Here is a 24,173-nt window from a genome sequence, read left to right as displayed (position 1 = left end):
CATGACCGCAAATCGAAATCGCAGGCGACAAGCGCTGCGGCCGCGATCCTATGCGATCAGGATCAATTCGGCAAAGCGTTTGGCGCGGCGGACGCGCCGCACCAAGCCAAGTGAGGACCGAATCGTTTCCGATTCCGTCGGAACGAAAACGGCTCTAGTCGTCGTCGGCTTCGACCTTGTCGAAGAAGGAATAGCGCAGGCTGTCGGAGTCGGCGTACCACTGACCCGGCCCCTTGCCTGCTGCAAGCGTCAGAGCCCACAGCGCGTCGGTGCAGTCGCGGCGGTGCATCGACAGATCGAATCCGTTGCCGAAGAACAACTCCGACCATTCCCACCAGGTGCCGAGCTTCTTCACGCCGCGCAGCAGGTCGTAGCGATCGATCAGCGCCGGCGCCATGTCCGAGGTCACCGAACCGAACACCAGGCCGGTCTTGACCACGCGGTTGAACTCGCGCACCGCACGCGCGACCTGCTTTTCGCCGAGATGGCACAGTGAGGTCTCGAACACGAAGTCGAATTCATTGGCCTTGAACGGCATGTCGACGACCGAGCCGAGCTTATTGTACTTCTTGAGCGCCTTCGGCGTCTTGCTGTGGATCGTGCGGTTGTTCTCGATGCCCCAGGCATCGACGCCGCGTTCGCGCAGCGCGCCGACGAGTTCGCCGCTGGCGGAGCCGGCGACCAGCAGCTTGTAGCCCTTCGCCCTGCCCCAGACCGTCTTGATCAGGTCCATCAGATAGGCCGGGTCGGTGAAGTTGTGCCAGGCTTCGCTGTACGGACCCTGCCCGCGGTAATTCTCGAAGTAACCGCGGTCGATCTTGTCGGACACCCTCGCCGCTTCCTGCGAGCGGGCGCGGCGCAGCCGCATCCACTCGGTGAGGATGATGTCGGTCGCCGCGTCGGAGGAGTCGAGCAGTCCGTTCAGCGTCGAGTCGAACAGATAGTCGCCGACCACCACGATGCCCGGATGCTGCTTGGGCTCGGGGCGATGATTGGTCATGACGTCGCGCGCCGGCAGGCCGCCCGGCAGCGCGTTGACCGACGACAGCCAGCGATGGATCTTGCCTTCCAGGAAATGCTCGCGCGCGTTGCCGAGCGAGGCCGGCAGCGACTTCAGCGCGGCCTCGAACAGCTCCTGGTCGCTGAGGTTGGCGAACGCCAGCGCGTCGGAGCCCGCGATCAGCCAGTTCAGCACGCCGTGCTTGCCGACATCGTGGCGCGCGCCTTCATTGTAGACGCAGCAGCCACCGAACGCTTCCGACATGAACCAGGCGCCCGGGATCTTCTCGCCCCAGAACGGCTCGTCGAACAGGATCGAGACGCGCAGATAGTGCGCCGGCCGGTCGAAATAGGCGACGTGCTTGACCATCGACTGGCGCAGCGCCTCGCCGTCCCAGCGCACGGTGGCGAGCCAGGAATGCGGCAGGCAGACCAGCACGAGATCGAAGTCGCGCGTCTCCGGCCCCTTGCCGTTCATCATGTTGAGCTGGTAGCGGCCACTGGCCACCTTGCCGACCTTGAGGACGCGATGGTTGAGCTGGATGTCGGCGTCGACTTCCGAGCGCAGGCACTCGATCAACTGTTCATTGCCGTTCTGGATCGAGTACAGGCCGATATAGCCGTCGACGTCCATCACGTAGTTCTTCAGGGCGTTGAGGCCGTTGGTGTTGTGGCTCTCGGTCGCGATATCGGAGCGCGCCATCACCTTGAAGAAGCGCTTGGCGATGGGATCATCGACCTCTTCGTCGAGCACCTGCTCGGCTGTCTTGTAGGCCCAGGGGTGCTCGTTGTCGTGGGCGCCGACGCCCTCATAATATTCGATCGGCGAAACCAGATCGGCGCAGCGCTTGCGGAACGACTCGATCGCAGAAGCGGTCTTGGGCCCGTATTTGCGGCGCATGCCCGGGACATCGGCGAGCAGTTCGCCGTCGAGCTGCACCTGCTCGGCATCCATCGGAATCGTCTGCAGCCCGAAATGCTGGATCAGCTCGCGCAGCGGGTCGGGCCCGGTCATCGAGTAGTCGTAGATCTCTGCGACGCCGGCCTCGTACATCGCGGGCGCGGTTTCGAATTTGCGCGTGAGAACCTTGCCGCCGAGCCGGCCCGACGCTTCGAAAATGGTGATGCGGCAGAGGTCGCCGAGCTTGCGCTTCAAATACCAAGCGCTCATCAGCCCCCCCGGGCCGCCGCCTACGATAGCCAAGTCAAGCATTTGAATTCCGTCGTCTCCGGAACTGCCAAGCAGCCGGTCTAAGTCACCCTAGCAAAAGCGCTTTTCACCCTGAAGGAAAGATGAACAAAGCGCGTCCCTGCACCGCAGCAGGCAAAGAAAGCAGCAAAAAGGCCGGCGCGAAGCCGGCCTTTTCGTCAATACCGTAGTCTCACGGGCGCCTATTCCGCCGGCGGCAGGGCCAGCGGCTCCGCTTCCGGTGCCGTCGGCACGATCGCCGCCTGCTGCTTCTCGCGCTCGTCGATGATCAGCTTGTCGCGCTTCACCGCAACTTCGCGGAGCCGCGCCATCGAGGCGCCGGTGCCGGCCGGGATCAGACGGCCGACGATGACGTTCTCCTTGAGGCCTTCGAGCGGGTCCACCTTGCCGTTGACGGCCGCTTCGGTGAGCACGCGCGTGGTCTCCTGGAACGACGCCGCCGAGAAGAAGGAGCGGGTCTGCAGGCTCGCCTTGGTGATGCCGAGCAGAACCGGCGTTCCCGTGGCGATCTTCTTGCCTTCTTCCTTTGCCTTGACGTTGAGCGCGTCGAACTCGATCTTGTCGACCTGCTCGCCCGAGATCATGTCGGTGTCGCCCTGATCGGTGACCTCGACCTTCTGCAGCATCTGACGAACAATCACCTCGATGTGCTTGTCGTTGATGAGCACGCCCTGCAACCGGTAGACCTCCTGGATTTCGTTGACCAGATAGGCAGCGAGTTCCTCGATGCCCTTGATCGCCAGAATGTCGTGCGGTGCCGGATTGCCTTCGACGATGAAGTCGCCCTTTTCGACGATATCGCCGTCCTGCAAGTGGATGTGCTTGCCCTTCGGGATCAGGTACTCGCGCGGCTCCTCGGTCTTGTCCATCGGCTCGATCGAGATGCGGCGCTTGTTCTTGTAGTCACGGCCAAAGCGGATCGTGCCCGCGATTTCCGCGATGATCGCCGCGTCCTTCGGCTTGCGAGCCTCGAACAACTCAGCCACCCGCGGCAGACCGCCGGTGATGTCGCGTGTCTTGGCGCTCTCGGTCGAGATACGCGCCAGGATGTCGCCACCCTTCACCTTCGCGCCGGTGTCGACCGACAGAATGCCGTCGACCGACAGCATGTAACGGGCGTCGCCGCCGCGCGCGAGCTTCAGCACCTTGCCGTCCTTGCCCTTGACCACGATGGCCGGACGCAGGTCCGCACCGCCGCGCGTCGAGCGCCAGTCGATGACGACGCGCTTGGCGATACCGGTGGACTCGTCGAGCGTTTCCGAGATCGACTGGCCCTCGACCAGATCCTCGAACCCGATCGTACCCTCGACCTCGGTGAGCACCGGGCGGGAATAGGGATCCCACTCCGCGATGCGCTGGCCGCGCTTGACCGTGTCGCCCTCGTCGACGTGCATGCGCGAACCGTACTGAATACGATGCGTCGCACGCTCGGTGCCGTCGGCGTCAACGATCGCAACCACCATGTTGCGCACCATCGCGACCAGCTGGCCTTCGCTGTTACGCAAGATCGCCTTGTTCCTGATCACGATCTTGCCGTCGAAGTTCGATTCGACGAATGACTGCTCGTTGAGCTGCGCCGCGCCGCCGATGTGGAACGTGCGCATCGTCAGCTGCGTGCCGGGTTCACCGATCGACTGCGCCGCGATGACGCCGACGGCCTCACCGTGGTTGACCGGAGTACCGCGCGCGAGATCGCGGCCGTAGCACATGCCGCAGATGCCGTTGACGAGCTCACAGGTCAGCGCCGAGCGGATCTTCACTTCCTGGATGCCGGCCTGCTGGATCGCGTCGACGTGGCTCTCCTCCATCAACGTGTCGCGCTTGACGACAACGTTGTTGGTGAGGGGATCGCGCACGTCATCGCAGGCCGTGCGGCCCAGGATGCGCGAGCTGAGCGAGGCAACCACGGTGCCGGCATCGATGATGGCGCGCATCTTGATGCCGAGCTTGGTGCCGCAATCGGACTGCGTGATGATGCAGTCCTGCGCGACGTCGACCAGACGGCGGGTCAGGTAACCCGAGTTCGCGGTCTTCAACGCGGTATCCGCGAGGCCCTTGCGGGCGCCGTGGGTCGAGTTGAAGTACTCGAGCACCGACAGACCTTCCTTGAAGTTGGAAATGATCGGTGTCTCGATGATCTCGCCCGACGGCTTGGCCATCAGGCCGCGCATGCCGGCGAGCTGGCGCATCTGCGCCGGCGAACCACGCGCACCGGAGTGCGCCATCATGTAGATCGAGTTGACTTCGGCTTCCGCTCCGCTTGCCGTCCGCTTGGTGGCGGAAATTTCCTTCATCATCGCCTTGGCGATTTCTTCCGTCGCCTTCGACCAGGCGTCGACGACCTTGTTGTACTTCTCGCCGTGGGTGATCAGACCGTCATTGTACTGCTGCTCGAAATCCTTCGCCAGCGTACGGGTGTTTTCGACGATCTTCCACTTGCTGTGCGGCACGACCATGTCGTCCTTGCCGAACGAGATGCCGGCCTTGAACGCGTTGTAGAAGCCGAGCGCCATGATGCGGTCGCAGAAGATCACCGTCTCCTTCTGGCCGCAGTGACGATAGACCTGGTCGATGACGCCGGAGATCTCGCGCTTGGTCATCAGCTTGTTGATGATCTCGTACGGGACCCTCGGGCTCCTCGGCAGCAGGGTGCCCAGCATGACGCGGCCGGCGGTGGTCTCGATCCAGCGACGCGACTGCTTGCCGTCCTCGCCGATGCCGTCCCACCGGTACTTGATCTTGGTGTGGAGGTGGATGACCTTCGAGTGCAACGCGTGCTCGAGCTGGGCCATGTCGCCGAAGGTCTTGCCCTCGCCGGGCAGGCCTTCGCGCATGATCGAGACGTAGTAGAGACCGAGCACGATGTCCTGCGACGGCACGATGATCGGCTGGCCGTTCGCAGGGTGCAGGATGTTGTTGGTCGACATCATCAGGACGCGTGCTTCCAGCTGCGCTTCGAGCGACAGCGGAACGTGCACGGCCATCTGGTCGCCGTCGAAGTCGGCGTTGAAGGCGGCGCAGACCAGCGGATGCAGCTGGATCGCCTTGCCCTCGATCAGCACCGGCTCGAACGCCTGGATGCCCAAGCGATGCAGCGTCGGCGCGCGGTTCAGCAGCACCGGATGCTCGCGGATCACCTCATCGAGGATATCCCAGACCTCCGGACGCTCCTTCTCGACCAGCTTCTTGGCCTGCTTCACCGTGGTGGACAGGCCCTTGGCGTCGAGCCGCGAATAGATGAACGGCTTGAACAGCTCGAGCGCCATCTTCTTCGGCAGGCCGCACTGATGCAGGCGCAGCTCGGGACCGACCACGATCACCGAACGGCCCGAATAGTCGACGCGCTTGCCGAGCAGGTTCTGACGGAACCGGCCCTGCTTGCCCTTCAGCATGTCGGCGAGCGACTTCAACGGTCGCTTGTTGGCGCCGGTGATGACACGGCCGCGGCGGCCGTTGTCGAACAGCGCGTCGACGGCCTCCTGCAGCATGCGCTTTTCGTTGCGGATGATGATGTCGGGCGCACGCAGCTCCATCAGCCGCTTCAGGCGGTTGTTGCGGTTGATGACGCGGCGGTAGAGGTCGTTGAGGTCGGAGGTCGCAAAGCGGCCGCCGTCGAGCGGCACCAGCGGGCGCAGATCCGGCGGGATCACCGGCACGACCGTCATGATCATCCACTCCGGCTTGTTGCCGGAGTAGCGGAAGGCCTCGACGATCTTCAGGCGCTTGGCGAGCTTCTTGTGCTTGATTTCGGAGTCGGTCTCCGCCATGTCAGCGCGCAGCTGCGCATCGAGCTTTTCGAGCTCCAACCCCTTCAGCAGTTCACGGATCGCTTCGGCGCCGATCATGGCGGTGAAGCTGTCCTGGCCGTATTCGTCCTGCGCCTTCAGGTATTCGTCTTCCGACAGCAACTGACGGTCCTTGAGCGCGGTCAGACCCGGCTCCAGCACGACGTAATATTCGAAGTACAGGATCCGCTCGAGATCCTTCAGCGTCATGTCGAGCAGCTGGCCGATGCGGCTCGGCAGCGACTTCAGGAACCAGATATGCGCAACCGGTGCTGCCAGTTCGATATGGCCCATGCGCTCGCGCCGGACGCGCGACAGCGTCACCTCGACCGAGCACTTTTCGCAGATGATGCCCTTGTACTTCATCCGCTTGTACTTGCCGCACAAGCACTCGTAATCCTTGATCGGCCCGAAGATGCGGGCGCAGAACAGGCCGTCACGCTCCGGCTTGAAGGTACGGTAGTTGATGGTCTCCGGCTTCTTGATCTCGCCGTAGGACCAGGACAGAATCTTCTCCGGAGACGCGATCGAAATCCGGATCTGGTCGAAGACCTGAGCCGGCGTCGTCGGATTGAAGAGATTCATAATTTCTTGGTTCATGGTCTTCTCCTCGCGTGCCGATCGTCACCGGCAGCAAATTCGAAACTTCTATTCAGCCCGCGCCCGCTCAGCGTCCGAACGGAGCACGAATGCCCGGCGCATTTGAGCGCCGGACATGAAATTCTTAAGCGTTACTCGGCCGCTTCCGACGTCGACCCCGGTGCCACCTTGGAATTGTGCAGGTCGACGTTGAGGCCGAGCGAGCGCATTTCCTTGACCAGCACGTTGAACGATTCCGGGATACCGGCCTCGAACGTGTCGTCGCCGCGCACGATCGCCTCGTACACCTTGGTACGGCCGGCGACGTCGTCCGACTTCACCGTCAGCATTTCCTGCAGCGTGTAGGCGGCACCGTAGGCCTCGAGTGCCCAGACCTCCATTTCGCCGAAACGCTGGCCGCCGAACTGCGCCTTGCCGCCCAGCGGCTGCTGGGTGACGAGCGAGTACGGACCGATCGAACGCGCGTGGATCTTGTCGTCCACGAGATGGTGCAGCTTGAGCATGTAGATGTAGCCCATCGTCACCTTGCGATCGAACTGATCGCCGGTACGACCGTCATAGACGGTCGACTGGCCGGAGGCGTCGAAGCCCGCAAGCTTCAGCATCTCCTCGATATCGGCTTCCTTGGCGCCGTCGAACACCGGGGTGGCAATCGGCACGCCGTGGCGCAGATTGTGTCCGAGCTCGAGCAGCTCATTGTCGTTCAGCGACTTGATGGTTTCATCCTCGCCATAGATCTTCTTCAGGGTCTCGCGCAACGGCTTGAGATCCTGCCTCTGATAGTAGGCGTCGATGGTCTGGCCGATGCGCTTGCCGAGGCCGGCGCAGGCCCAGCCCAGATGCGTCTCCAGAATCTGACCGACGTTCATGCGCGAGGGCACACCGAGCGGATTGAGCACGATGTCGGCATGCGTACCGTCCTCAAGGAACGGCATGTCTTCGATCGGAACGATCTTCGACACCACGCCCTTGTTGCCGTGACGGCCGGCCATCTTGTCGCCGGGCTGGATCTTGCGCTTCACCGCGACGAAGACCTTGACCATCTTCATCACGCCGGGCGGCAATTCGTCACCGCGCTGCAGCTTCTCGACCTTGTCGAGGAAGCGCTGCTCGAGGCCCTTCTTCGACTCGTCGTACTGCTTCCGCATGGCCTCGATCTCGGCCATCAGCTTGTCGTTCGGCGAGGCAAACAGCCACCACTGCGACTTCGGATACTCGTCGAGCACCGCGCGGGTGATCTTGGTATCCTTCTTGAAGCCCTTCGGGCCGGAAATGCCCTGGCGGTTCTCCAGCAGTTCGGCGAGGCGGTTGTAGACGTTGCGGTCCAGAATCGCCTGCTCGTCGTCGCGGTCCTTGGCCAGACGCTCGATCTCTTCCCGCTCGATCGCCAGCGCACGCTCGTCCTTGTCGACGCCGTGCCGGTTGAAAACGCGAACTTCCACGATGGTGCCCTGCACGCCCGGAGGCACGCGCAGCGAGGTGTCGCGGACGTCGGAAGCCTTCTCGCCGAAGATAGCGCGGAGCAGCTTCTCTTCCGGCGTCATCGGGCTTTCGCCCTTCGGCGTGATCTTGCCGACCAGGATGTCGCCGGCGCGCACTTCCGCACCGATGTAGACGATACCGGCTTCGTCGAGGTTCTTCAGCGCTTCTTCCGAAACGTTCGGAATGTCGCGGGTGATTTCCTCAGGACCGAGCTTGGTGTCGCGGGCCATCACCTCGAACTCCTCGATGTGAATCGAGGTGAAGACGTCGTCCTTCACGATCCGCTCGGAGAGCAGGATCGAGTCTTCGAAGTTGTAGCCATTCCACGGCATGAACGCGACCAGCACGTTGCGGCCGAGCGCGAGCTCGCCGAGATCGGTCGACGGACCGTCGGCGATGATGTCGCCCTTCTTGACGATGTCGCCGACCTTCACCAGCGGACGCTGGTTGATGCAGGTCGACTGGTTGGAGCGCTGGTACTTCATCAGCCGGTAGATATCGACGCCCGACTTGGTCGGATCGAGATCTTCGGTGGCGCGGATCACGATGCGGGTGGCGTCGATCTGGTCGATCACGCCCGAGCGGCGCGCGGCGATCGCCGCACCCGAGTCACGGGCCACCACGCCTTCCATGCCGGTGCCGACGAACGGCGCCTCGGCACGAACCAGCGGCACCGCCTGGCGCTGCATGTTCGAGCCCATCAGCGCGCGGTTGGCGTCGTCGTTCTCGAGGAACGGGATCAGCGCCGCGGCCACCGAAACGAGCTGCTTCGGCGACACGTCCATGTAGTCGACCTTGTCCGGCGTAATGGGGAGCACTTCGCCAGCGTGACGGCAGATGATCAGGTCCTCGGTGAAGCGGCCCTTGGCGTCGAGCGGCACGTTGGCCTGCGCCACGCGATAACGGCCCTCTTCCATCGCCGAGAGATACACGACCTCCTCGGTGACGCGGCCGTCCTTGATCTTGCGATAGGGCGTCTCGACGAAGCCGTACTTGTTGACGCGCGCAAACGTCGCCAGTGAGTTGATCAGACCGATGTTCGGGCCTTCCGGCGTCTCGATCGGGCAGATACGGCCGTAATGCGTCGGATGCACGTCGCGCACCTCGAAGCCGGCGCGCTCGCGGGTCAGACCACCCGGGCCAAGCGCCGAAAGACGGCGCTTGTGGGTGATCTCCGACAGCGGGTTGGTCTGGTCCATGAACTGCGAGAGCTGCGAGGAGCCGAAGAACTCGCGCACCGCGGCGGCCGCCGGCTTGGCGTTGATCAGGTCCTGCGGCATGACGGTGTCGATATCGACGCTCGACATGCGCTCCTTGATCGCACGCTCCATGCGGAGCAGACCGATGCGGTACTGGTTCTCCATGAGCTCGCCGACCGAGCGCACCCGGCGGTTGCCGAGGTGGTCGATGTCGTCGATCTCGCCCTTGCCGTCGCGCAGGTCGACCAGCGTCTTGATGACGGCCAGGATGTCTTCCTTGCGCAGCGTGCGATGGGTGTCGGGCGCATCGAGCTCGAGGCGCATGTTCATCTTGACGCGGCCGACCGCGGACAGGTCGTAGCGCTCGGAATCGAAGAACAGCGACTGGAACATGGCCTGCGCCGAATCCAGCGTCGGCGGCTCGCCCGGACGCATCACGCGGTAGATGTCGAACAGCGCGTCCTCACGCGTCATGTTCTTGTCGGCATGCAGCGTGTTGCGGATGTAGGCGCCGACATTGACGTGGTCGATGTCGAGCAGCGGCAGTTCCTTGTAGCCCTGCTCGTTCAGCGCCTTGAGCGACTTCTCGGTGATTTCCTCGCCGGCTTCGGCATAGATCTCGCCGGTCTTCGGATTGACGAGGTCCTCGGCGAGATAATTGCCGACCAGCTCTTCGTCCGACAGACGCAGCGCCTTGAGGCCCTTCTCCTGCATCTGGCGCGCGCTGCGCACGGTCAGCTTCTTGCCGGCCTCGAGCACGACCTTGCCGGTGTCGGCGTCGATCAGATCGTTGATGGTGCTGTAGCCGCGGAAGCGGTTGGCGTCGAACGGGACGCGCCAGCCTTCCTTGGTCCGCTTGTAAGCGATCTTCTTGTAGAAGGTCGACAGGATCTGCTCGCCGTCGAGACCGAGCGCGTACATCAGCGAGGTCACGGGGATCTTGCGGCGGCGGTCGATGCGCGCGAACACGATGTCCTTGGCGTCGAACTCGATGTCGAGCCACGAACCGCGATACGGAATCACGCGCGCGGCAAACAGCAGCTTGCCGGACGAATGGGTCTTGCCCTTGTCGTGGTCGAAGAACACGCCGGGCGAACGGTGCATCTGCGAGACGATGACGCGCTCGGTGCCGTTGACCACGAAAGTGCCGTTCATCGTCATGAGCGGAATGTCGCCCATGTAGACGTCCTGCTCCTTAATGTCCTTGACCGACTTGGCGCCGGTTTCCTCATCGATATCGAACACGATCAGGCGCAGCGTCACCTTGAGGGGTGCCGCGAAGGTCATGCCGCGTTGGCGGCACTCGTCGACGTCATATTTCGGCGGCTCGAATTCGTAGCGGACGAATTCGAGCATCGAGGTGCCGGAGAAATCCGAGATCGGAAACACCGAGCGGAACACCGCCTGCAGGCCCTCGTCGAGGCGCCCGCCAACCGGCTCGTCAACCATCAGGAACTGGTCATAGGACGCCTTCTGAACCTCGATGAGGTTCGGCATCTCGGCGACTTCCTTGATGTGACCGAAAAACTTGCGTACGCGTTTGCGACCGGTGAATGTCTGCTGCGCCATCGTGGCCTCTCATTTTCGTCGCCTTTGTCTGGCGAACCTTCCGGGACTCGACTGCCATCGGCCCCGGGTTGAATTTTCGAACCGTCTCGAAGGGAACGAAGCCCGGGCTCAGGAATTAAATCCCCAACACGGTCCTGCAGCCTCCAAAACGCAAAACGACGCGCGGGGCGCATGCCTGCACCCGCCCGTCTAAACCTTCCGCTTCACGGACTGAAAAAGCCCGAAATTTGACTGTCTCCCAACGGCGCACGCCGAGAACCCTGCCGTTCCCGCCACCGACCGTGTTTTTCCGCTGCCATCCCGATATGGGAAGGCAATAAAGGAGATTCGAGGGTTAAGTCCACGAAATCCCCACACTTTTTTGTGTCCGGCGCAAGACGCGACAACCCGTCGCACGCCATTTGCATGGTCCGGGAGCGCCCTGCGACGCTCCCGGATCGCGCATTACTTGAGTTCAACCTTCGCGCCAGCCTTCTCGAGCTGGGCCTTGACCTTCTCGGCTTCGTCCTTGTTGACGCCTTCCTTGACGGCCTTGGGCGCGCCTTCGACGAGGTCCTTGGCTTCCTTCAGGCCGAGGCCCGTGATGGCGCGGACTTCCTTGATGACTTCGATCTTCTTGTCGCCGGCGGCGGTGAGCATGACCGTGAACTCGGTCTTCTCTTCAGCGGGAGCAGCCGCGGCAGCAGCCGGGCCGGCTACCGCAACGGCGGCAGCGGCGGAGACGCCCCACTTTTCTTCGAGGAGCTTCGCGAGTTCGGCGGCTTCGAGCACGGTGAGGCCCGAGAGGTCGTCGACGATTTTCTGCAAGTCAGCCATTGATCTGTTTCCTTAAACGTATGGTTCGAACCAGGTTTGAGATTAGCGAAGGGTCAGGCCGCTTCGCTCTTTGAGGCATAAGCCTGAATGACGCGTGCGAGCTTGGCCGCGGGCGCGTTGGACAGCTGAGCGAGCTTGGTCGCCGGCGCCACGAGGAGGCCCACGATCTTGCCGCGCAGTTCGTCGAGCGACGGCAGTGAGGCAAGCGCCTTCACGCTGTCGACATTCAGGACGGTTTTACCCATCGAGCCGCCAAGGATGACGAACTTTTCGTTCGCCTTGGCGAATTCGACGGCAACCTTTGGCGCCGCGACCGGATCATTTGAAGTAGCGATCACAGTCGGCCCCTTCAGCAGGGAGCCGATGGCAGCGACGTCAGTGCCCTCAAGAGCAATTTTGGCAAGACGGTTCTTCGAGACCTTCACCGACGCACCCGCCTGCTTCATCTGCATGCGCAGCTTCTGCATCTGGGCCACGGTGAGGCCGGAATAGTGAGCGACGACCGCAACGCTCGTGGCCTTGAAGGCCTCGTTGAGCTGTTCGACCGCCTCTTTTTTTGCCGCTCGTTCCACAGCAAGCTCTTTCCGGTTGGCGGCCTTTCCGCGAAGGCAGGACCGCCGGGTTGCACCCATCGTCCCGCCCAAAACCTGATCTCAGGGACCGAAGTCCCCGGGACATGCCGGGCAAGACGACATCTAGAAGCCTGCCCTCCCAAAACCTTGCGGCTCTGGGTTGTCGAGGTTCGAACCAAATCAGCATCCAGCCGCGATGCGATCGCTGCGTGAATGCGAAAATCCGGTCTTCACCCGTCTATGCAGGCCATGCGATTAAGCCGTTGAAAACGTGATGTTCTCGCGGGCGCCTGCAGTCTCGGACAGGATCGAGGCCATTCGGCTCAGCCGAAGACCCCTGCTCTCATTCCGTTTGAAGCGACGGGTTTCCTTCCTTTCGAGCATCCTTGCGGGCATGCAGAAAGGAATGATCTCCTATCGTATCGGGTTTTCGGAATGCGAGCACGGACATGCCAGCAACGGCCAGCACGCCCGGAAGGCGCTATCTAGCGAGTCCTACTCGACTTGCCAAGAGCAAATTTCAGACCAATTCAGACTATCCCCGGGAACCCGCTCCAGGGGGCAAATAAGCCCGATTCAGGAGCCCCTGATCTCGTAAGGCAGCGGCTTGCCGGCGAAGAATGCCTCGAGATTGGCCAGCACGCAATCCTGCATCGCCACGTGCGATTCGAGGGTGTGGCCGCCGAGATGCGGCGACAGCACCACGTTCGGAAGCGCGGTCAGCGCATCGGGGGCGTGCGGCTCCTTGGCGAACACATCGAGGCCCGCGCCAGCGATGGCTTGATCTGTCAGGGCTGCGACCAGCGCCTTTTCGTCGATGACGGAACCGCGCGAGATGTTGACGACGAAGCCGTCGCTGCCGAGCCGGCGCAGGATGTCGGCGTTGACCGCATGGTTGGTCTCGGCGCCGGCTCGGACCGCCACAACAAGCACGCTGCACCAGTCGGCGAGCGCTTCCAGGCTCGGGAGATAATGATAGGGCACGTCGTGCTTCGAGCGGCTGAAATAGCCGACCTCGGTCTCGAAGGCTGCGACGCGGGCGGCGATCTTGCGGCCGATCTCCCCCATCCCGTAGACGCCGACCTTGCGGCCGCGCATCCCGGCCTGCGGCCGCATCATCGGCGACGGCTTCCTCCCGGCCCAATCGCCGCTGCGGATATAGCTATCGGCGACCGGCAGCCGGCGAACCGCCGCCAGCATCAGCATCACAGCGATGTCGGCGACCGAAGCGGCATTGGCGCCGGGGCTGTGACCGACGGCGATGCCACGCTTTGCGGCAGCGGCGAGATCGATCCCTTCATACCCTGTGCCGTAGCAGACGATCGCCCCCAGCGTCGGCAGCAGGTCCATCGCCTCGCCACCAAGCGGCGTCCCACCAGCGGTGATCATCGCCCGGACGTCCGCAAGCTCGCCCGCCGAGAACATCTCGGTTTTGCCGGCGGCATTCAGGAGTTCATAGCGCTCGCCGAAGCGGGTGAGCTGGGCCTTGGGAAAGCGTGAATAGATCAGGACCTTGTCGGGCATTCTTGTTGTTTCCTGCGAGAGGCTTCACGCCAAAACAAAGGGCGGAACCGGTTGCCCGATCCCGCCCCTTTATCTCATCACCGCGACAGACCTTAGCCGAGCAGCGTGCCCGGCTCGACCTTCACGCCGGGGCCCATGGTGGAGGAGACCGCCACGCGCTGGATGTAGGTGCCCTTGGAACCCGCCGGCTTCGCCTTGGAGACCGCATCCGCGAGCGCCTTGACGTTCTGCACCAGCTTCTCTTCGGAGAACGAGGCCTTGCCGATGCCGGCCTGGACGATTCCCGCTTTTTCGACGCGAAACTCGACCGAGCCGCCCTTGGCGCCCTTCACGGCGGTGGTGACGTCCATGGTCACGGTGCCGATCTTCGGGTTCGGCATCATGCCGCGCGGGCCGAGCACCTTACCGAGGCGGCCGACCAGCGGCATCATGTCGGGGGTGGCGATACAGCGGTCGAAATCGATCACGCCGCCCTGCACCTTCTCGACCAGGTCTTCGGCACCGACGACGTCGGCACCCGCAGCCCTGGCTTCATCAGCCTTGGCGCCACGCGCGAACACGCCGACGCGCAGCGTGCGGCCGGTTCCGTTCGGGAGGTTGACCACGCCGCGGACCATCTGGTCGGCGTGACGGGGGTCGACGCCGAGGTTGATCGCGATCTCGATCGTCTCGTCGAACTTCGACTTGGCGCGCTCCTTGACCATCTTGATGGCATCCACGAGCGGATAGAGCTTCTCGCGGTCGACACCCTCGCGGGCCTTGCTCAAACGTTTTCCGATTGCCATGACCCGTTACCCCGCCACTTCCAGACCCATCGAACGGGCAGAGCCCTCGACCATCTTCATGGCCGATTCGATTGAATCGCAATTGAGATCCTTCATCTTCTTCTCGGCGATCTCGCGCACCTGCGCTTTGGTCACCGCGCCGGCCTTGTCACGGCCCGGGGCTTTCGACCCGGACTGGATCTTGGCGGCCTGCTTGAGGAAGAAGGACATCGGAGGGGTCTTCATCTCGAAGGTGAACGAACGATCGGCGTAGATCGTGATCACCACCGGAATCGGGGTGTTCTTTTCTTCCTTCTGCGTCTGGGCGTTGAACGCCTTGCAGAATTCCATGATGTTGAGACCGCGCTGACCAAGCGCGGGGCCGATCGGGGGCGAAGGATTCGCCGCACCGGCCGGGACCTGAAGCTTCAGGTATCCGGTCACTTTCTTTGCCATTGAGTACTCCTGTTGGGCCGGACAATGCCGGCGGTTTCAGGTTCCGTGGTTCGGTCGAAGGGGCTGGCGACCGCCTCCTCCCTCCCACGGCCTTATGTGACGCGAGGCATATACCCCACGCCGTCCGGTCAGACCACCTTTTCGACCTGACCGAATTCGAGTTCCACCGGGGTGGCACGGCCGAAGATCGACACCGCGACCTTCACGCGCGAGCGCGCCTCGTCGATTTCTTCCACCACGCCCGAGAACGACGCGAACGGGCCATCGGCCACGCGGACATTCTCGCCGATTTCGAACGACACCGACGCCTTCGGCCGTTCCACGCCCTCCTGCACCTGGTGCAGGATGCGCATTGCCTCGGATTCCGAGATCGGCATCGGCTTGTTTTCCGCGCCGAGGAAGCCGGTCACCTTCGGGGTGTTCTTGATCAGATGAAACGCCTCGTCGGTCAGCTTCATCTTCACCAGCACGTAGCCCGGGAAGAACTTGCGCTCGGCATCGATCTTGCGGCCGCGGCGCACCTCGGTGACCTTTTCGGTCGGCACCAGCACCTGCTCGAACAGCTCTTCGAGCCCGCGCTGCTTGGCCTGCTCACGGATCGATTCCGCGACCTTCTTCTCGAAGTTCGAGTAGGCGTGAACGATGTACCAGCGCTTGTCCATCAATAGGGTTCCGGTGCTCATCAGTGGATGCCCAGTACCAGGGTGATCAAATAGCGGATGACCTGATCCGCGGCGAAAAAGAAGATTGAGGCCAGCGCCACCATCACGAACACCATGATGGTGGTGATGGTCGTCTCGCGGCGTGTCGGCCAGGTGACCTTGTTGGTCTCCGAGCGCACTTCCTGCAGGAATTTGAACGGGCTGAAAGCCATCGTGAGATCCGCGTCCGTCGCCGGACGATTTGCAACGTTTCAAGGAATCCGGACAGCCGACGTTTAGGACCCAGCCCTCGTTGGAAGGTTGAGCCGGTGAACGAGCTCGATTGTTCGGGGGATTTTGCGCCGCGCCGGATATCCACCATCAAAGCGGGCCGGCAGCGAGTGGCGGGTATGTACTGCGGCGGCGGCCAAAGGTCAAGGTCGGCGCCGCCGCACCCGGCTCCGACTGGACAGAACAGGGTCTCTCGAATCAAGGGCTTAGGCCGATGGTATCCGGGAAACCACGCCATTCGTCCGGCCCCCTACCCGGCAAAGCTCTTCTGCACCGCCTGGTCGAGCGTGGCGCCGCCGAGATAGCGCTGCCGCAGCTCGCGCTTGAGCAGCTTGCCGCTTGGGTTCTTCGGCAGGCTGTCGACGAAGATGACCCGCTTCGGCACCTTGAAATGGGCCATCGCGGCCGCGCAGTGCTTGATGACGGCGTCGGCATCGAGGCTCTCGCCGGCCTTGACCACGACGATCGCGGTCACCGCCTCGATCCAGCGCGGATCGGGCAGCCCGACCACCGCCACCTCAGACACCGACGGCAGCCGATAGATCGTCTCCTCGACCTCGCGGCTCGCAACATTCTCGCCGCCGCTCTTGATCATGTCCTTCACGCGGTCGACGACGCTGATGTAGCCGTCGGCATCGACAGTCGCGAGATCGCCGGAGTGGAACCAGCCGCCGGCGAAGGCGGCTGCGGTCTTCACCGGATCATTGTAATAGCCGGACAACAGATGCGGCGAGCGGTGCACGATCTCGCCGACGTCGCCGACCTCGACGTCGGTCATATCTGGATTGACCACCCGCGTCTCGACATTGATCGCGGGCTTGCCGGCCGAGCCGGCCTTCGGCAATTGATCCTCCGGGGTCAGCACGGTCGCGAGCGGCGCGATCTCGGTCTGGCCATAGAAATTCCAGAACTTCACGTTCGGCAGCCGGCGCTGCAATTCCAACAGCACCTCGACCGGCATGATCGAGGCGCCGTAATAGCCCTTGCGCAGCGTCGACAGATCGGCGCGGTCGAAGGCCGGCGAGCGCAGCATCGCGATCCAGATCGTTGGCGGTGCGAAGAACGCGTTGATCTTGTGAGTTGCGATCAGCGACAGGATGTTGTCGGCCACCGGCTTGCCGGTGATCAGGCTGGTGGCACCAAGATAGATCGCAGGCCCCAGGAAGACGTCGAGTTGCGCGCAGTGATAGAGCGGCAGCGCGTGCAGCACGTTGTCGTCAACGGCCATGCCGCCATCGATGATGCAGCTGACATACTGCCACATCACAGCGTCATGGGTCAGGATCGCACCCTTGGGCAGCGATTCCGTGCCGCTGGTGTAGATGATCTGGGCGGGATCTCGGCTGTCGACCGAGACGTCCGGCGCCGAGGCCTCGCCGTGCAGCAACCCGTCGAAGGTCTTGATGCCGTCAGGCGCTGTGGCCGGATCCTCGCCCGGCAACCACACCAGCGTTTCGACCGCCGAGCCCTTGGCCGCGGCGGCGCGCGCCGTCTCGACAAAATCCGGCCCGACCGCGAGCAGCTTCGCGCCTGAGTTGGCGAGGATGAAATTGATCTCGTCCGGATTCAGCATGAAGTTGATCGGCACCAGGATGGCGCCGATCCGCGCCACCGCGAAGCGCAGGCCCGCGAAGGCGTGCGAATTGCGCGACAGCACGGCAACGCGGTCGCCCTTCCCGATGCCAAGCCCGAGCAGGCCGTGCGCAAGCCGATTGCAGATCGCGTCCATCTCCGCAAAGGTCCACTTAACCTCGCCGCAGATCAGCGCGGTCTTGTCGGGATAGCGCCTTGCCGACCGGCGCAGCAGATCGCCGATGCTGTGCTCCCGTGCGCGCTGGATGGTCGCTGCGATATCTCCGCTCATGGTGTCCCTCCCGAATGTGCTCGTTATTGTTATTTTAGCCTGGGTCACCGGCCGTCCCGGCGGGACAGCGGCTGCCGGCTCATCAAGTGAGCGAAAACGATCATAGCCGGGGCTCAAAGCCTCAGCCAACCGCTTCAAATTGTTTGATAAAATCTGGCAGGAGTGGCAGGGCTCGAACCTGCGACCCCCGGTTTTGGAGACCGGTGCTCTACCAATTGAGCTACACTCCTGCAGGGAACCGGCGTCGCCACCGGTTCGCGCCGTTTCAAGCACAGGGCGTGGCCGATTTGCAAGAGCGAAGCGAACCGCCGGCGCGGTCTGGACTAGACTTTGCTGTTGAGCAGCCAGACGCGATAGGTTTCGCCGTAGCGGGCGATCACCTTGTCGGCCGGGCCCTGCTTGTCGGAGTTGTCGATCGCCGCCTGCACGATCGTGCCGGTGATGCCCTGCCCGGTGAAAAGGAACGCGTTCAGATTGGGATAGGCGATGATCACCGCGCCGGTCCGCGCATCGACCAAATTCGCGTCCGCGGTCATGCCGCGCTGTCCGCCGATCAGCACCCGCTGCACCGCCGAGGGCAAGTCGAAACGTTTGACCACGATATCGAGCCGCACCGGCCGCGTGCCCGCAAGCTGGCCGGCCATCTCCTGCTCGACGCCAGCCTTGATACGCTGCGCCAGCAGGCCCTGCACATAGGCCTTGCCGTCCGGCGTGTTGGCTGCGGCCGTGATCTGATCGTCGCTGATCGTCTTCGCGTTCGCATAGGCTCGGATGCCGTCCTCCCATGTGATCCACGCGCCCGGCGCAAAGCTGACGGCCACCGCCGTCAACTTGAAGCTCGCGAGATCGTTTTGCGACAGTGAATTCTCTGTGGTCACGCAGCCCGCAAACGCGAGCATCGCCCCAAGCGCGGCAATCCGCGCCAGCCCTTGCAAAATTCCCAATGAACGCCGCTGCCCCTTTGCCAAAATCGTGCAGCCCGCATGAAATTAAGAGGTCGCCAAGGCGACTGTCTACCTTTAATTGCATTACCCCTGCCGGCGGCCCGAGAGCCGCTATTGATGCCGGTGCTGCATTGCACCTCAGCACCTGTTCATTCCAAAACTTCTGCGCCACACTCTGCCCCATCGGCCAATGACAAGAGCAAAGGGAGAGATCATGAACGCTCAAACCGCCACCAAGCACGCAAGCAGCCCGAAAACCCCGTCCCTCCCCCTCGCCAAGCCCGAAGCGATCGGGCTGTCGAGTGCGCGGCTGCAGGCGATGAGCGACACCTTCAAGCGCGAGGTCGACAAGGGAACCACGCCCGGCGTGACGGTGCTGGTGGCGCGGCGCGGCCAGATCGGCTGGTTCGACGCGATCGGCCGGCAGAACCCGCTTGCCCCTGCGCCGATGGCGCACGACTCGATCTTCCGCATCTTCTCGATGACCAAGCCGATCGTCTCCATCGGCATCATGATGCTGCTCGAGGACGGCCACTTCCTGCTCAACGATCCCGTCGCGAAATTCATTCCGGAATTTTCCGAGACCAAGGTCGGCGTCGAATACAATGGCGAGCTCGAACTGGTTCCCGCCAAGCGGCAGATGACGATCCAGGACCTGCTCCGCCACACCTCCGGCCTGACTTACGACCACACCGGCAGCGGCCTGGTGCAGCGGCTCTACCAGCAGTCGCGGCTGCGCAGCCGCAAGATCACCAATGCCGAGCACGCCACAATGCTGGCCAGCATGCCGCTGATCTGCCAGCCCGGCGCCGAATGGAATTACAGCCGCTCCACCGACGTCCTCGGCCGCATCATCGAAGTCGTGAGCGGCAAGACGCTCAGCGCGTTCCTCGCCGAGCGCATCCTCAACCCGCTGCAGATGGCGGAGACCGCGTTCCACACCGGCGAGGAAAATGCCGGCCGCCTCGCCGAGGCGTTTGCGATGGATCCGTGGAGCCGGGAGAAGGTCCAGCTGTTCAACATGCTGGAGAAGCCGGCGATGGAATCCGGCGGCGGCGGCCTGGTTTCGACCACGATGGATTACGCGCGGTTCTCGCAGATGCTGCTCAACGGCGGCTCGCTCGATGGCACCAGGATCATCGGCCGCAAGACATTGCAGCTGATGGCGGCGGATCATCTCGGGTCCGACGTCAAGATCCAGGGCACGCTGGTGTCGCCCGGCCACAGCTTTGGCCTCGGCTTCTCCGTGCGGATGCAGCAGGGCATCGCGCCGTTCTCCGGCTCGGTCGGCCAGTTCTTCTGGAGCGGCATGGCCGGCACGTTCTTCTGGATCGACCCGAGCGAAGACCTGATCGCGGTCTTCATGATGCAGGGCCCCGGCCAGCGCGAATATTTCCGTTCGCTGGTCCGGAATGGCGTGTACGCGGCGGTGGAGTGATCGGTCATTCCGGGGCGATTCGAAGCATCGAACCCGGAATCTCGAGGTTCCGGGTTCAGCCCTGCGGGCTGCCCCGGAACGACGTCTAACCATCAACTAATCGTCGCGCCGCCGTCGATCACGAGGGTCTGACCGGTCAGGAAGTCGCCGGCCTTCGAGCCCATCAGTACGGCCGCGCCCGCGATTTCATCGGGAATGCCGATGCGCAAAAGCGGCGAGCGGGCGGTCGAGGCCTTCAGCGTGTCCGGATTGTCCCACAGCGCCTTGGCAAAGTCGGTCTTGATCAGGCCCGGCGCGATGCAGTTCACGCGGATGTTGTGCTTGCCGTATTCGCAGGCGAGGTTGCGCGCGAGCTGCATGTCGGCGGCCTTCGAAATCGCGTAGGCACCTAACACGGTCGAGCCCTTCAGGCCGCCGATCGAGGACACGATGATGATGGAGCCGTCCTTGCGCTCGATCATCTGCGGCACCACCATCGAGATCAGCCAGTTGTTGGCGACGATGTTGTTGTCGAGGATTTTGCGGAACTGGTCGTCGGAGATGCCAGCGAGCGGACCGTAATACGGGTTCGACGCCGCGTTGCAGACCAGCACGTCGATCTTGCCAAAGGCGCGGTTGCTCTCGTCGACGAGGTTCTGCAGGTTTTCCTTCGAGGAAATATTCGCCGCGATCGCCACGGCCGTTCCCTTGCCGTAGGTCGCGTTGATGTCGGTCGCGACCTCTTCGCAGACATCGGCCTTGCGCGAGGAGATCACCACCTTGGCGCCGTGCTCAGCCATGCGTTCCGCAACGGCGCGTCCGATGCCGCGCGTCGAGCCGGTGATGACGGCGACTTTTCCCTTCATGTCGAACAAGGTCATGTTTCTCTCCCAGTTATGAAATGTTGAATTCTGTGTTGAACTAAGCAGCGTTCTGATACGGCGACAACACGCACATGATGCATCACGCGAGCTTGACCTCCGGCCCGGCCGGCTGATGCATCGCGGCGTGCCTGGGATCGGCGATCGAGGGCTGCTGGTTCACCATCGGCAAGCGCCACGTCGACAGGCCGGGACCCGCGATGTGATCGAGCCGCGTCACCGAGACGTTGTCGATGTCGAACGACAGACCCCGGTCCGGCTGCCCGCCGAGCGCGAGGCCGACCGCAGACCTGATCACGCCGCCATGGCCGACAGCGATGATATCCTTGCCCGCTTCCGCGGCAGTGATCCGCACGATCGCGCGGCAGACCCGGGTGTAGAGATCCATGAAACTTTCGCCGCCGGGCGCGGGCTCGTTGACGTCGGCAAACCAGGCGCGGCCAGGGGGCTGGTTCGCCAGAAACGCAGCACGGTTCATGCCCTGCCATTGCCCGAGATTCTGTTCGGCGAAGGCCGCGTCCTTGGTCATCTCAGCTGGCTTCGGAAAGCCGGCGGCCCAGATCGCGTCCGCGGTCTGATGCGTGCGCTTCAGATTGCTCGCATACCACACCGCGTTGCGTGGCAGGATTTTTGCGACGGCCTCGAACACTTCGGTGTCACCGGTATCGCATTCGATGTCCGCCTGGCCGTAGATGTTGCCGCCATCGCTGCGCACCGGCGCGTGACGCACCCACCACCACCGCGTCACCGTCACCTTTGGCTTGTCTGGATTGGACATGGCGAAGACCCTTCAATACTGTCCCCTGTCGCTGTACGTCACGCTGCACATCGTCTCAAGTGCTTCGGACGTTTGAAATCTTGTTTGAATTCCGTCGCGCGGCAAGCGCGAAGGCACACGTCACCAGGGAGAAACTCATGGGCCGCCTCGAAGGCAAATCCGTCATCATCACTGGCGCCGGAAGCGGCATCGGCCGCGCGGCCTCGCTGCTGTTCACCAGGGAAGGCGCGAAACTGATCGCGGTCGATCGCACCGACGGCGTCAACGAGACGGCAAAGCTGGTGCGTGACGCCGGCGGCACGGTCGAAGCCGTCACGGCCGACGCGGGCTCCGAGAGCGACGTGAAGGCCTTCATCGAAAAAGCTGTTACCAAATACGGCAAGCTCGATGCGATCTGGGCCAATGCCGGCGTCAGCGGCGGCCTGGTGCCGATCGCCGACCAGACCGTGGAGCACTGGCAGGAGGTGCTGCGCGTCAATCTGATCGGTCCGTTCCTCGCCATCAAGCATTCGATCCCGCACATGACCAAGCAGGGTTTCGGTTCGATCGTCTGCACCGCCTCGGTCGCCGGCTTGAAGTCCGGCGCCAGCGGACATCCTTACGGCGCCAGCAAGGCCGGCGTCATCAGCCTGGTGCAGACCACCGCTTATTCGCTGTCCGGCACCGGCGTGCGCATCAACGCGGTCTGTCCGGGCCTGATCGAAACCGGAATGACCAAGCCGGTGTTCGACCGCGCCAAGGAGCGCGGCACCGCCGACAAGATCGGCCAGCTCAATCCCTTGAAGCGCGCCGGCCAGCCGCATGAACTCGCGGCGATGGGATTGTTTCTGGCGAGCGACGACGCCTCCTACGTCAACGGCCAGGCGATCCCGGTCGACGGCGGCCTGACGGCGTCGATGCCGTATGCGGGGAAGCCGATTTAGCAGGGACTTTCGTCCCTCGTTATACGTAACGGCGCCGCACACCACCGTCGTCCCGGCGAAGGCCGGGACCCATACTCCGCGGCGGGTGTTGTGACCGGGATTCGTCGTTCCGATGTCGCGCAACAATCAGCATTCGTGGTTATGGGTCCCGGCCTTCGCCCATAGGCGCTAAAATAGGATTTGCGCGTTGGATTTACGTGTGATTCCAAGAAGAGATGAGAAACGAATCGCTTGTGAACGAAGACTGGGCGCGTGTTGTTTCGCGGCTGGGCGGAGCTGAGGCTCTGGAGGCTGGCGCGCGGGAGACGAAGGCGTTTGTTCGCCCGCGCGAGATCAGCAATGCAGTCGATCTGCTGCGGCTGATCCTTGCGTATTGCCTGGGCACGAGAGGTCTGCGGTTGACGGCGGCATGGGCGACTTCGGTGGGCCTTGTCGATATCTCCAACGTGGCTCTGTTATACCGGCTGCGTCAGTCCGGGGATTGGCTTGCACAGCTGATAGGCCGGGCACTTGCGAGCGGTGCGCCGAAGGCAAGCCGCGGTCGACTGATCCGCATCGTTGACGCCACGACGGTCCCAAAAGCTGGAACCGGCGGCAGGCAGAAGAATGCGGTGTGGCGCATCCACAGTGCGTTCGATCTTCCGCAAGAACGTTTTGGTCACTTCGAGCTGACCGACGAACGCGCGGGCGAGACGCTGGACCGGATCCCGCTGATTGCCGGCGAGATCCGTCTTGCCGACCGCGCCTATCTGCAGCCGGAGCGCATGGCGTATCTGGTCGAGGCCGGTGCGGACTTCGTGATCCGCTCGGGCTGGAAGAGCGCTTGTTGGCTGGATCGCAAAGGCAATCTGATCGATCTCGTCGCCGAACTGCGCAAGGCCGCGGCACGCGGCATCATCGACCGGCCGATCTGGGTAAAACGCAAGTCTGGTGGAGCACCGCTTGCTGTGCGTTTGGTTGCCGTCAAGAAACCTGCAGATGCGGCTCAGGCTGCACGGCGCAAGGCACGCAGGACGGCTCAGAAGGGAGGCCATCGTCTCTCCAGGCAAACGCTTGATGCTGCGGATTGGGTGATCCTGGTGACCTCGCTCAAGCCCGAGGACTTCACAACCGCTGATCTGCTTGCCCTTTACCGGCTGCGATGGCGGATCGAACTCGGCTTCAAGCGGCTGAAGAGCCTGATTGGCTTGAAAGGACCTCCAGGAACTGACGAGCGGTCTGCCAGACCCCATATCCTCGCTCACCTGCTGATCATTCTTCTGCTCGAGCCGCTTGTCGACGAACTCGAGGACTCTCCCCGCTTGGCCGAAGCCGCCTAACCAGACCTGCAGCATGGCGCCTGCTCCGTCAGCTCATCGCCTCCCTGCTCCAAGCCATCATTCCCCAGCCCACAATCGCGCGTCTGCGCAGAGCCAGCCTCGCTCTCCAACGACATCTGCGCGAGCCTCCCAGACGTAA

17 protein-coding genes and 1 tRNA gene are annotated in these 24,173 nt (G+C 63.1%); 3 read left to right on the top strand and 15 right to left on the bottom strand.

Features of this window, described 5'->3' with window-relative positions:
* Positions 1 to 154: 154 nt before the first annotated feature.
* From UP09_RS12700 to UP09_RS12635, 13 genes are all read right to left on the bottom strand, one after another.
* The gene (locus UP09_RS12700; RefSeq protein ID WP_044538534.1) at positions 155 to 2,212 is read right to left on the bottom strand and encodes an FAD-dependent oxidoreductase; all 2,058 of its coding nucleotides are present in this window, start codon (positions 2,210 to 2,212) and stop codon (positions 155 to 157) included.
* A gap of 179 nt (positions 2,213 to 2,391) precedes the next feature.
* Positions 2,392 to 6,594: a DNA-directed RNA polymerase subunit beta' gene (gene rpoC, locus UP09_RS12695; protein WP_044538533.1), complete on the bottom strand. Its 4,203-nt coding sequence runs from the start codon at positions 6,592 to 6,594 to the stop codon at positions 2,392 to 2,394.
* 131 nt (positions 6,595 to 6,725) lie between these two features.
* Positions 6,726 to 10,844 (bottom strand): DNA-directed RNA polymerase subunit beta, encoded by a 4,119-nt coding sequence (rpoB, locus tag UP09_RS12690; protein WP_044538532.1) that lies wholly within the window; start codon positions 10,842 to 10,844, stop codon positions 6,726 to 6,728.
* A 444-nt stretch (positions 10,845 to 11,288) separates the two neighbouring features.
* Entirely contained in the window at positions 11,289 to 11,660 is a 372-nt protein-coding gene (gene rplL, locus UP09_RS12685) for a 50S ribosomal protein L7/L12 (protein ID WP_044538531.1), read from the bottom strand.
* A 53-nt stretch (positions 11,661 to 11,713) separates the two neighbouring features.
* Positions 11,714 to 12,232 carry a 50S ribosomal protein L10 gene (gene rplJ / locus UP09_RS12680; protein WP_044538530.1) on the bottom strand — a complete coding sequence of 173 codons (519 nt, stop codon included), beginning with the start codon at positions 12,230 to 12,232 and terminating at the stop codon, positions 11,714 to 11,716.
* A 576-nt stretch (positions 12,233 to 12,808) separates the two neighbouring features.
* Entirely contained in the window at positions 12,809 to 13,756 is a 948-nt protein-coding gene (locus UP09_RS12670) for a 2-hydroxyacid dehydrogenase (RefSeq protein ID WP_044538528.1), read from the bottom strand.
* Positions 13,757 to 13,848: 92 nt separating this feature from the next.
* A complete protein-coding gene (gene rplA / locus UP09_RS12665) occupies positions 13,849 to 14,541 on the bottom strand; it encodes a 50S ribosomal protein L1 (protein WP_044538527.1) in 693 nt (230 codons plus the stop codon).
* A gap of 6 nt (positions 14,542 to 14,547) precedes the next feature.
* Positions 14,548 to 14,976 carry a 50S ribosomal protein L11 gene (gene rplK, locus UP09_RS12660; protein WP_007602986.1) on the bottom strand — a complete coding sequence of 143 codons (429 nt, stop codon included), beginning with the start codon at positions 14,974 to 14,976 and terminating at the stop codon, positions 14,548 to 14,550.
* A gap of 128 nt (positions 14,977 to 15,104) precedes the next feature.
* The gene (gene nusG / locus UP09_RS12655; RefSeq protein ID WP_044538613.1) at positions 15,105 to 15,638 is read right to left on the bottom strand and encodes a transcription termination/antitermination protein NusG; all 534 of its coding nucleotides are present in this window, start codon (positions 15,636 to 15,638) and stop codon (positions 15,105 to 15,107) included.
* A 20-nt stretch (positions 15,639 to 15,658) separates the two neighbouring features.
* A complete protein-coding gene (gene secE / locus UP09_RS12650; protein WP_044538526.1) occupies positions 15,659 to 15,850 on the bottom strand; it encodes a preprotein translocase subunit SecE in 192 nt (63 codons plus the stop codon).
* A gap of 308 nt (positions 15,851 to 16,158) precedes the next feature.
* Entirely contained in the window at positions 16,159 to 17,772 is a 1,614-nt protein-coding gene (locus tag UP09_RS12645) for an acyl-CoA synthetase (RefSeq protein ID WP_044538525.1), read from the bottom strand.
* A 154-nt stretch (positions 17,773 to 17,926) separates the two neighbouring features.
* A tRNA-Trp gene (locus tag UP09_RS12640) sits at positions 17,927 to 18,002 on the bottom strand.
* Between the two features lie 93 nt (positions 18,003 to 18,095).
* A complete protein-coding gene (locus UP09_RS12635; protein ID WP_245301920.1) occupies positions 18,096 to 18,716 on the bottom strand; it encodes a DUF6778 family protein in 621 nt (206 codons plus the stop codon).
* 214 nt (positions 18,717 to 18,930) lie between these two features.
* On the opposite strand from UP09_RS12635, the gene UP09_RS12630 reads away from it, so the two are divergent.
* Entirely contained in the window at positions 18,931 to 20,154 is a 1,224-nt protein-coding gene (locus tag UP09_RS12630) for a serine hydrolase domain-containing protein (protein WP_044538523.1), read from the top strand.
* A 92-nt stretch (positions 20,155 to 20,246) separates the two neighbouring features.
* Here UP09_RS12630 and UP09_RS12625 read toward each other — a convergent pair whose 3' ends face one another.
* On the bottom strand, positions 20,247 to 21,014 hold the full coding sequence (locus UP09_RS12625) for an SDR family NAD(P)-dependent oxidoreductase (RefSeq protein WP_044538522.1): 768 nt from the start codon (positions 21,012 to 21,014) through the stop codon (positions 20,247 to 20,249).
* An 82-nt stretch (positions 21,015 to 21,096) separates the two neighbouring features.
* Positions 21,097 to 21,792: a histidine phosphatase family protein gene (locus tag UP09_RS12620; RefSeq protein WP_044538521.1), complete on the bottom strand. Its 696-nt coding sequence runs from the start codon at positions 21,790 to 21,792 to the stop codon at positions 21,097 to 21,099.
* A gap of 137 nt (positions 21,793 to 21,929) precedes the next feature.
* On the opposite strand from UP09_RS12620, the gene UP09_RS12615 reads away from it, so the two are divergent.
* Both UP09_RS12615 and UP09_RS12610 read left to right on the top strand, forming a co-directional pair.
* Positions 21,930 to 22,715, top strand: a complete 786-nt coding sequence (locus UP09_RS12615) for an SDR family NAD(P)-dependent oxidoreductase (RefSeq protein WP_044538520.1) — start codon at positions 21,930 to 21,932, stop codon at positions 22,713 to 22,715.
* Positions 22,716 to 22,930: 215 nt separating this feature from the next.
* Positions 22,931 to 24,034, top strand: coding sequence for an IS4 family transposase (locus UP09_RS12610; protein ID WP_044535962.1), 1,104 nt, complete (start codon positions 22,931 to 22,933; stop codon positions 24,032 to 24,034).
* The last annotated feature ends 139 nt before the right edge of the window (positions 24,035 to 24,173 follow it).

Origin of the sequence: Bradyrhizobium sp. LTSP885, assembly GCF_000938305.1 — a bacterium.
Lineage (GTDB): Bacteria > Pseudomonadota > Alphaproteobacteria > Rhizobiales > Xanthobacteraceae > Bradyrhizobium.
The sequence above is the reverse complement of the archived record's forward strand: the minus strand, read 5'-3'. Positions and strand labels throughout refer to the sequence as shown.

Bases quoted from the DNA above. Each gene is read 5' to 3' on its own strand.
- UP09_RS12610 (WP_044535962.1), top strand. From the start codon at position 22,931: ATGAGAAACGAATCGCTTGTGAACGAAGACTGGGCGCGTGTTGTTTCG.
- rplL (WP_044538531.1), bottom strand. From the start codon at position 11,660: ATGGCTGACTTGCAGAAAATCGTCGACGACCTCTCGGGCCTCACCGTG.
- UP09_RS12615 (WP_044538520.1), top strand. From the start codon at position 21,930: ATGGGCCGCCTCGAAGGCAAATCCGTCATCATCACTGGCGCCGGAAGC.
- nusG (WP_044538613.1), bottom strand. From the start codon at position 15,638: ATGGACAAGCGCTGGTACATCGTTCACGCCTACTCGAACTTCGAGAAG.
- UP09_RS12700 (WP_044538534.1), bottom strand. From the start codon at position 2,212: ATGCTTGACTTGGCTATCGTAGGCGGCGGCCCGGGGGGGCTGATGAGC.
- UP09_RS12670 (WP_044538528.1), bottom strand. From the start codon at position 13,756: ATGCCCGACAAGGTCCTGATCTATTCACGCTTTCCCAAGGCCCAGCTC.
- UP09_RS12620 (WP_044538521.1), bottom strand. From the start codon at position 21,792: ATGTCCAATCCAGACAAGCCAAAGGTGACGGTGACGCGGTGGTGGTGG.
- rplK (WP_007602986.1), bottom strand. From the start codon at position 14,976: ATGGCAAAGAAAGTGACCGGATACCTGAAGCTTCAGGTCCCGGCCGGT.
- rpoB (WP_044538532.1), bottom strand. From the start codon at position 10,844: ATGGCGCAGCAGACATTCACCGGTCGCAAACGCGTACGCAAGTTTTTC.
- UP09_RS12645 (WP_044538525.1), bottom strand. From the start codon at position 17,772: ATGAGCGGAGATATCGCAGCGACCATCCAGCGCGCACGGGAGCACAGC.
- rplA (WP_044538527.1), bottom strand. From the start codon at position 14,541: ATGGCAATCGGAAAACGTTTGAGCAAGGCCCGCGAGGGTGTCGACCGC.
- secE (WP_044538526.1), bottom strand. From the start codon at position 15,850: ATGGCTTTCAGCCCGTTCAAATTCCTGCAGGAAGTGCGCTCGGAGACC.
- UP09_RS12625 (WP_044538522.1), bottom strand. From the start codon at position 21,014: ATGACCTTGTTCGACATGAAGGGAAAAGTCGCCGTCATCACCGGCTCG.
- rpoC (WP_044538533.1), bottom strand. From the start codon at position 6,594: ATGAACCAAGAAATTATGAATCTCTTCAATCCGACGACGCCGGCTCAG.
- UP09_RS12630 (WP_044538523.1), top strand. From the start codon at position 18,931: ATGAACGCTCAAACCGCCACCAAGCACGCAAGCAGCCCGAAAACCCCG.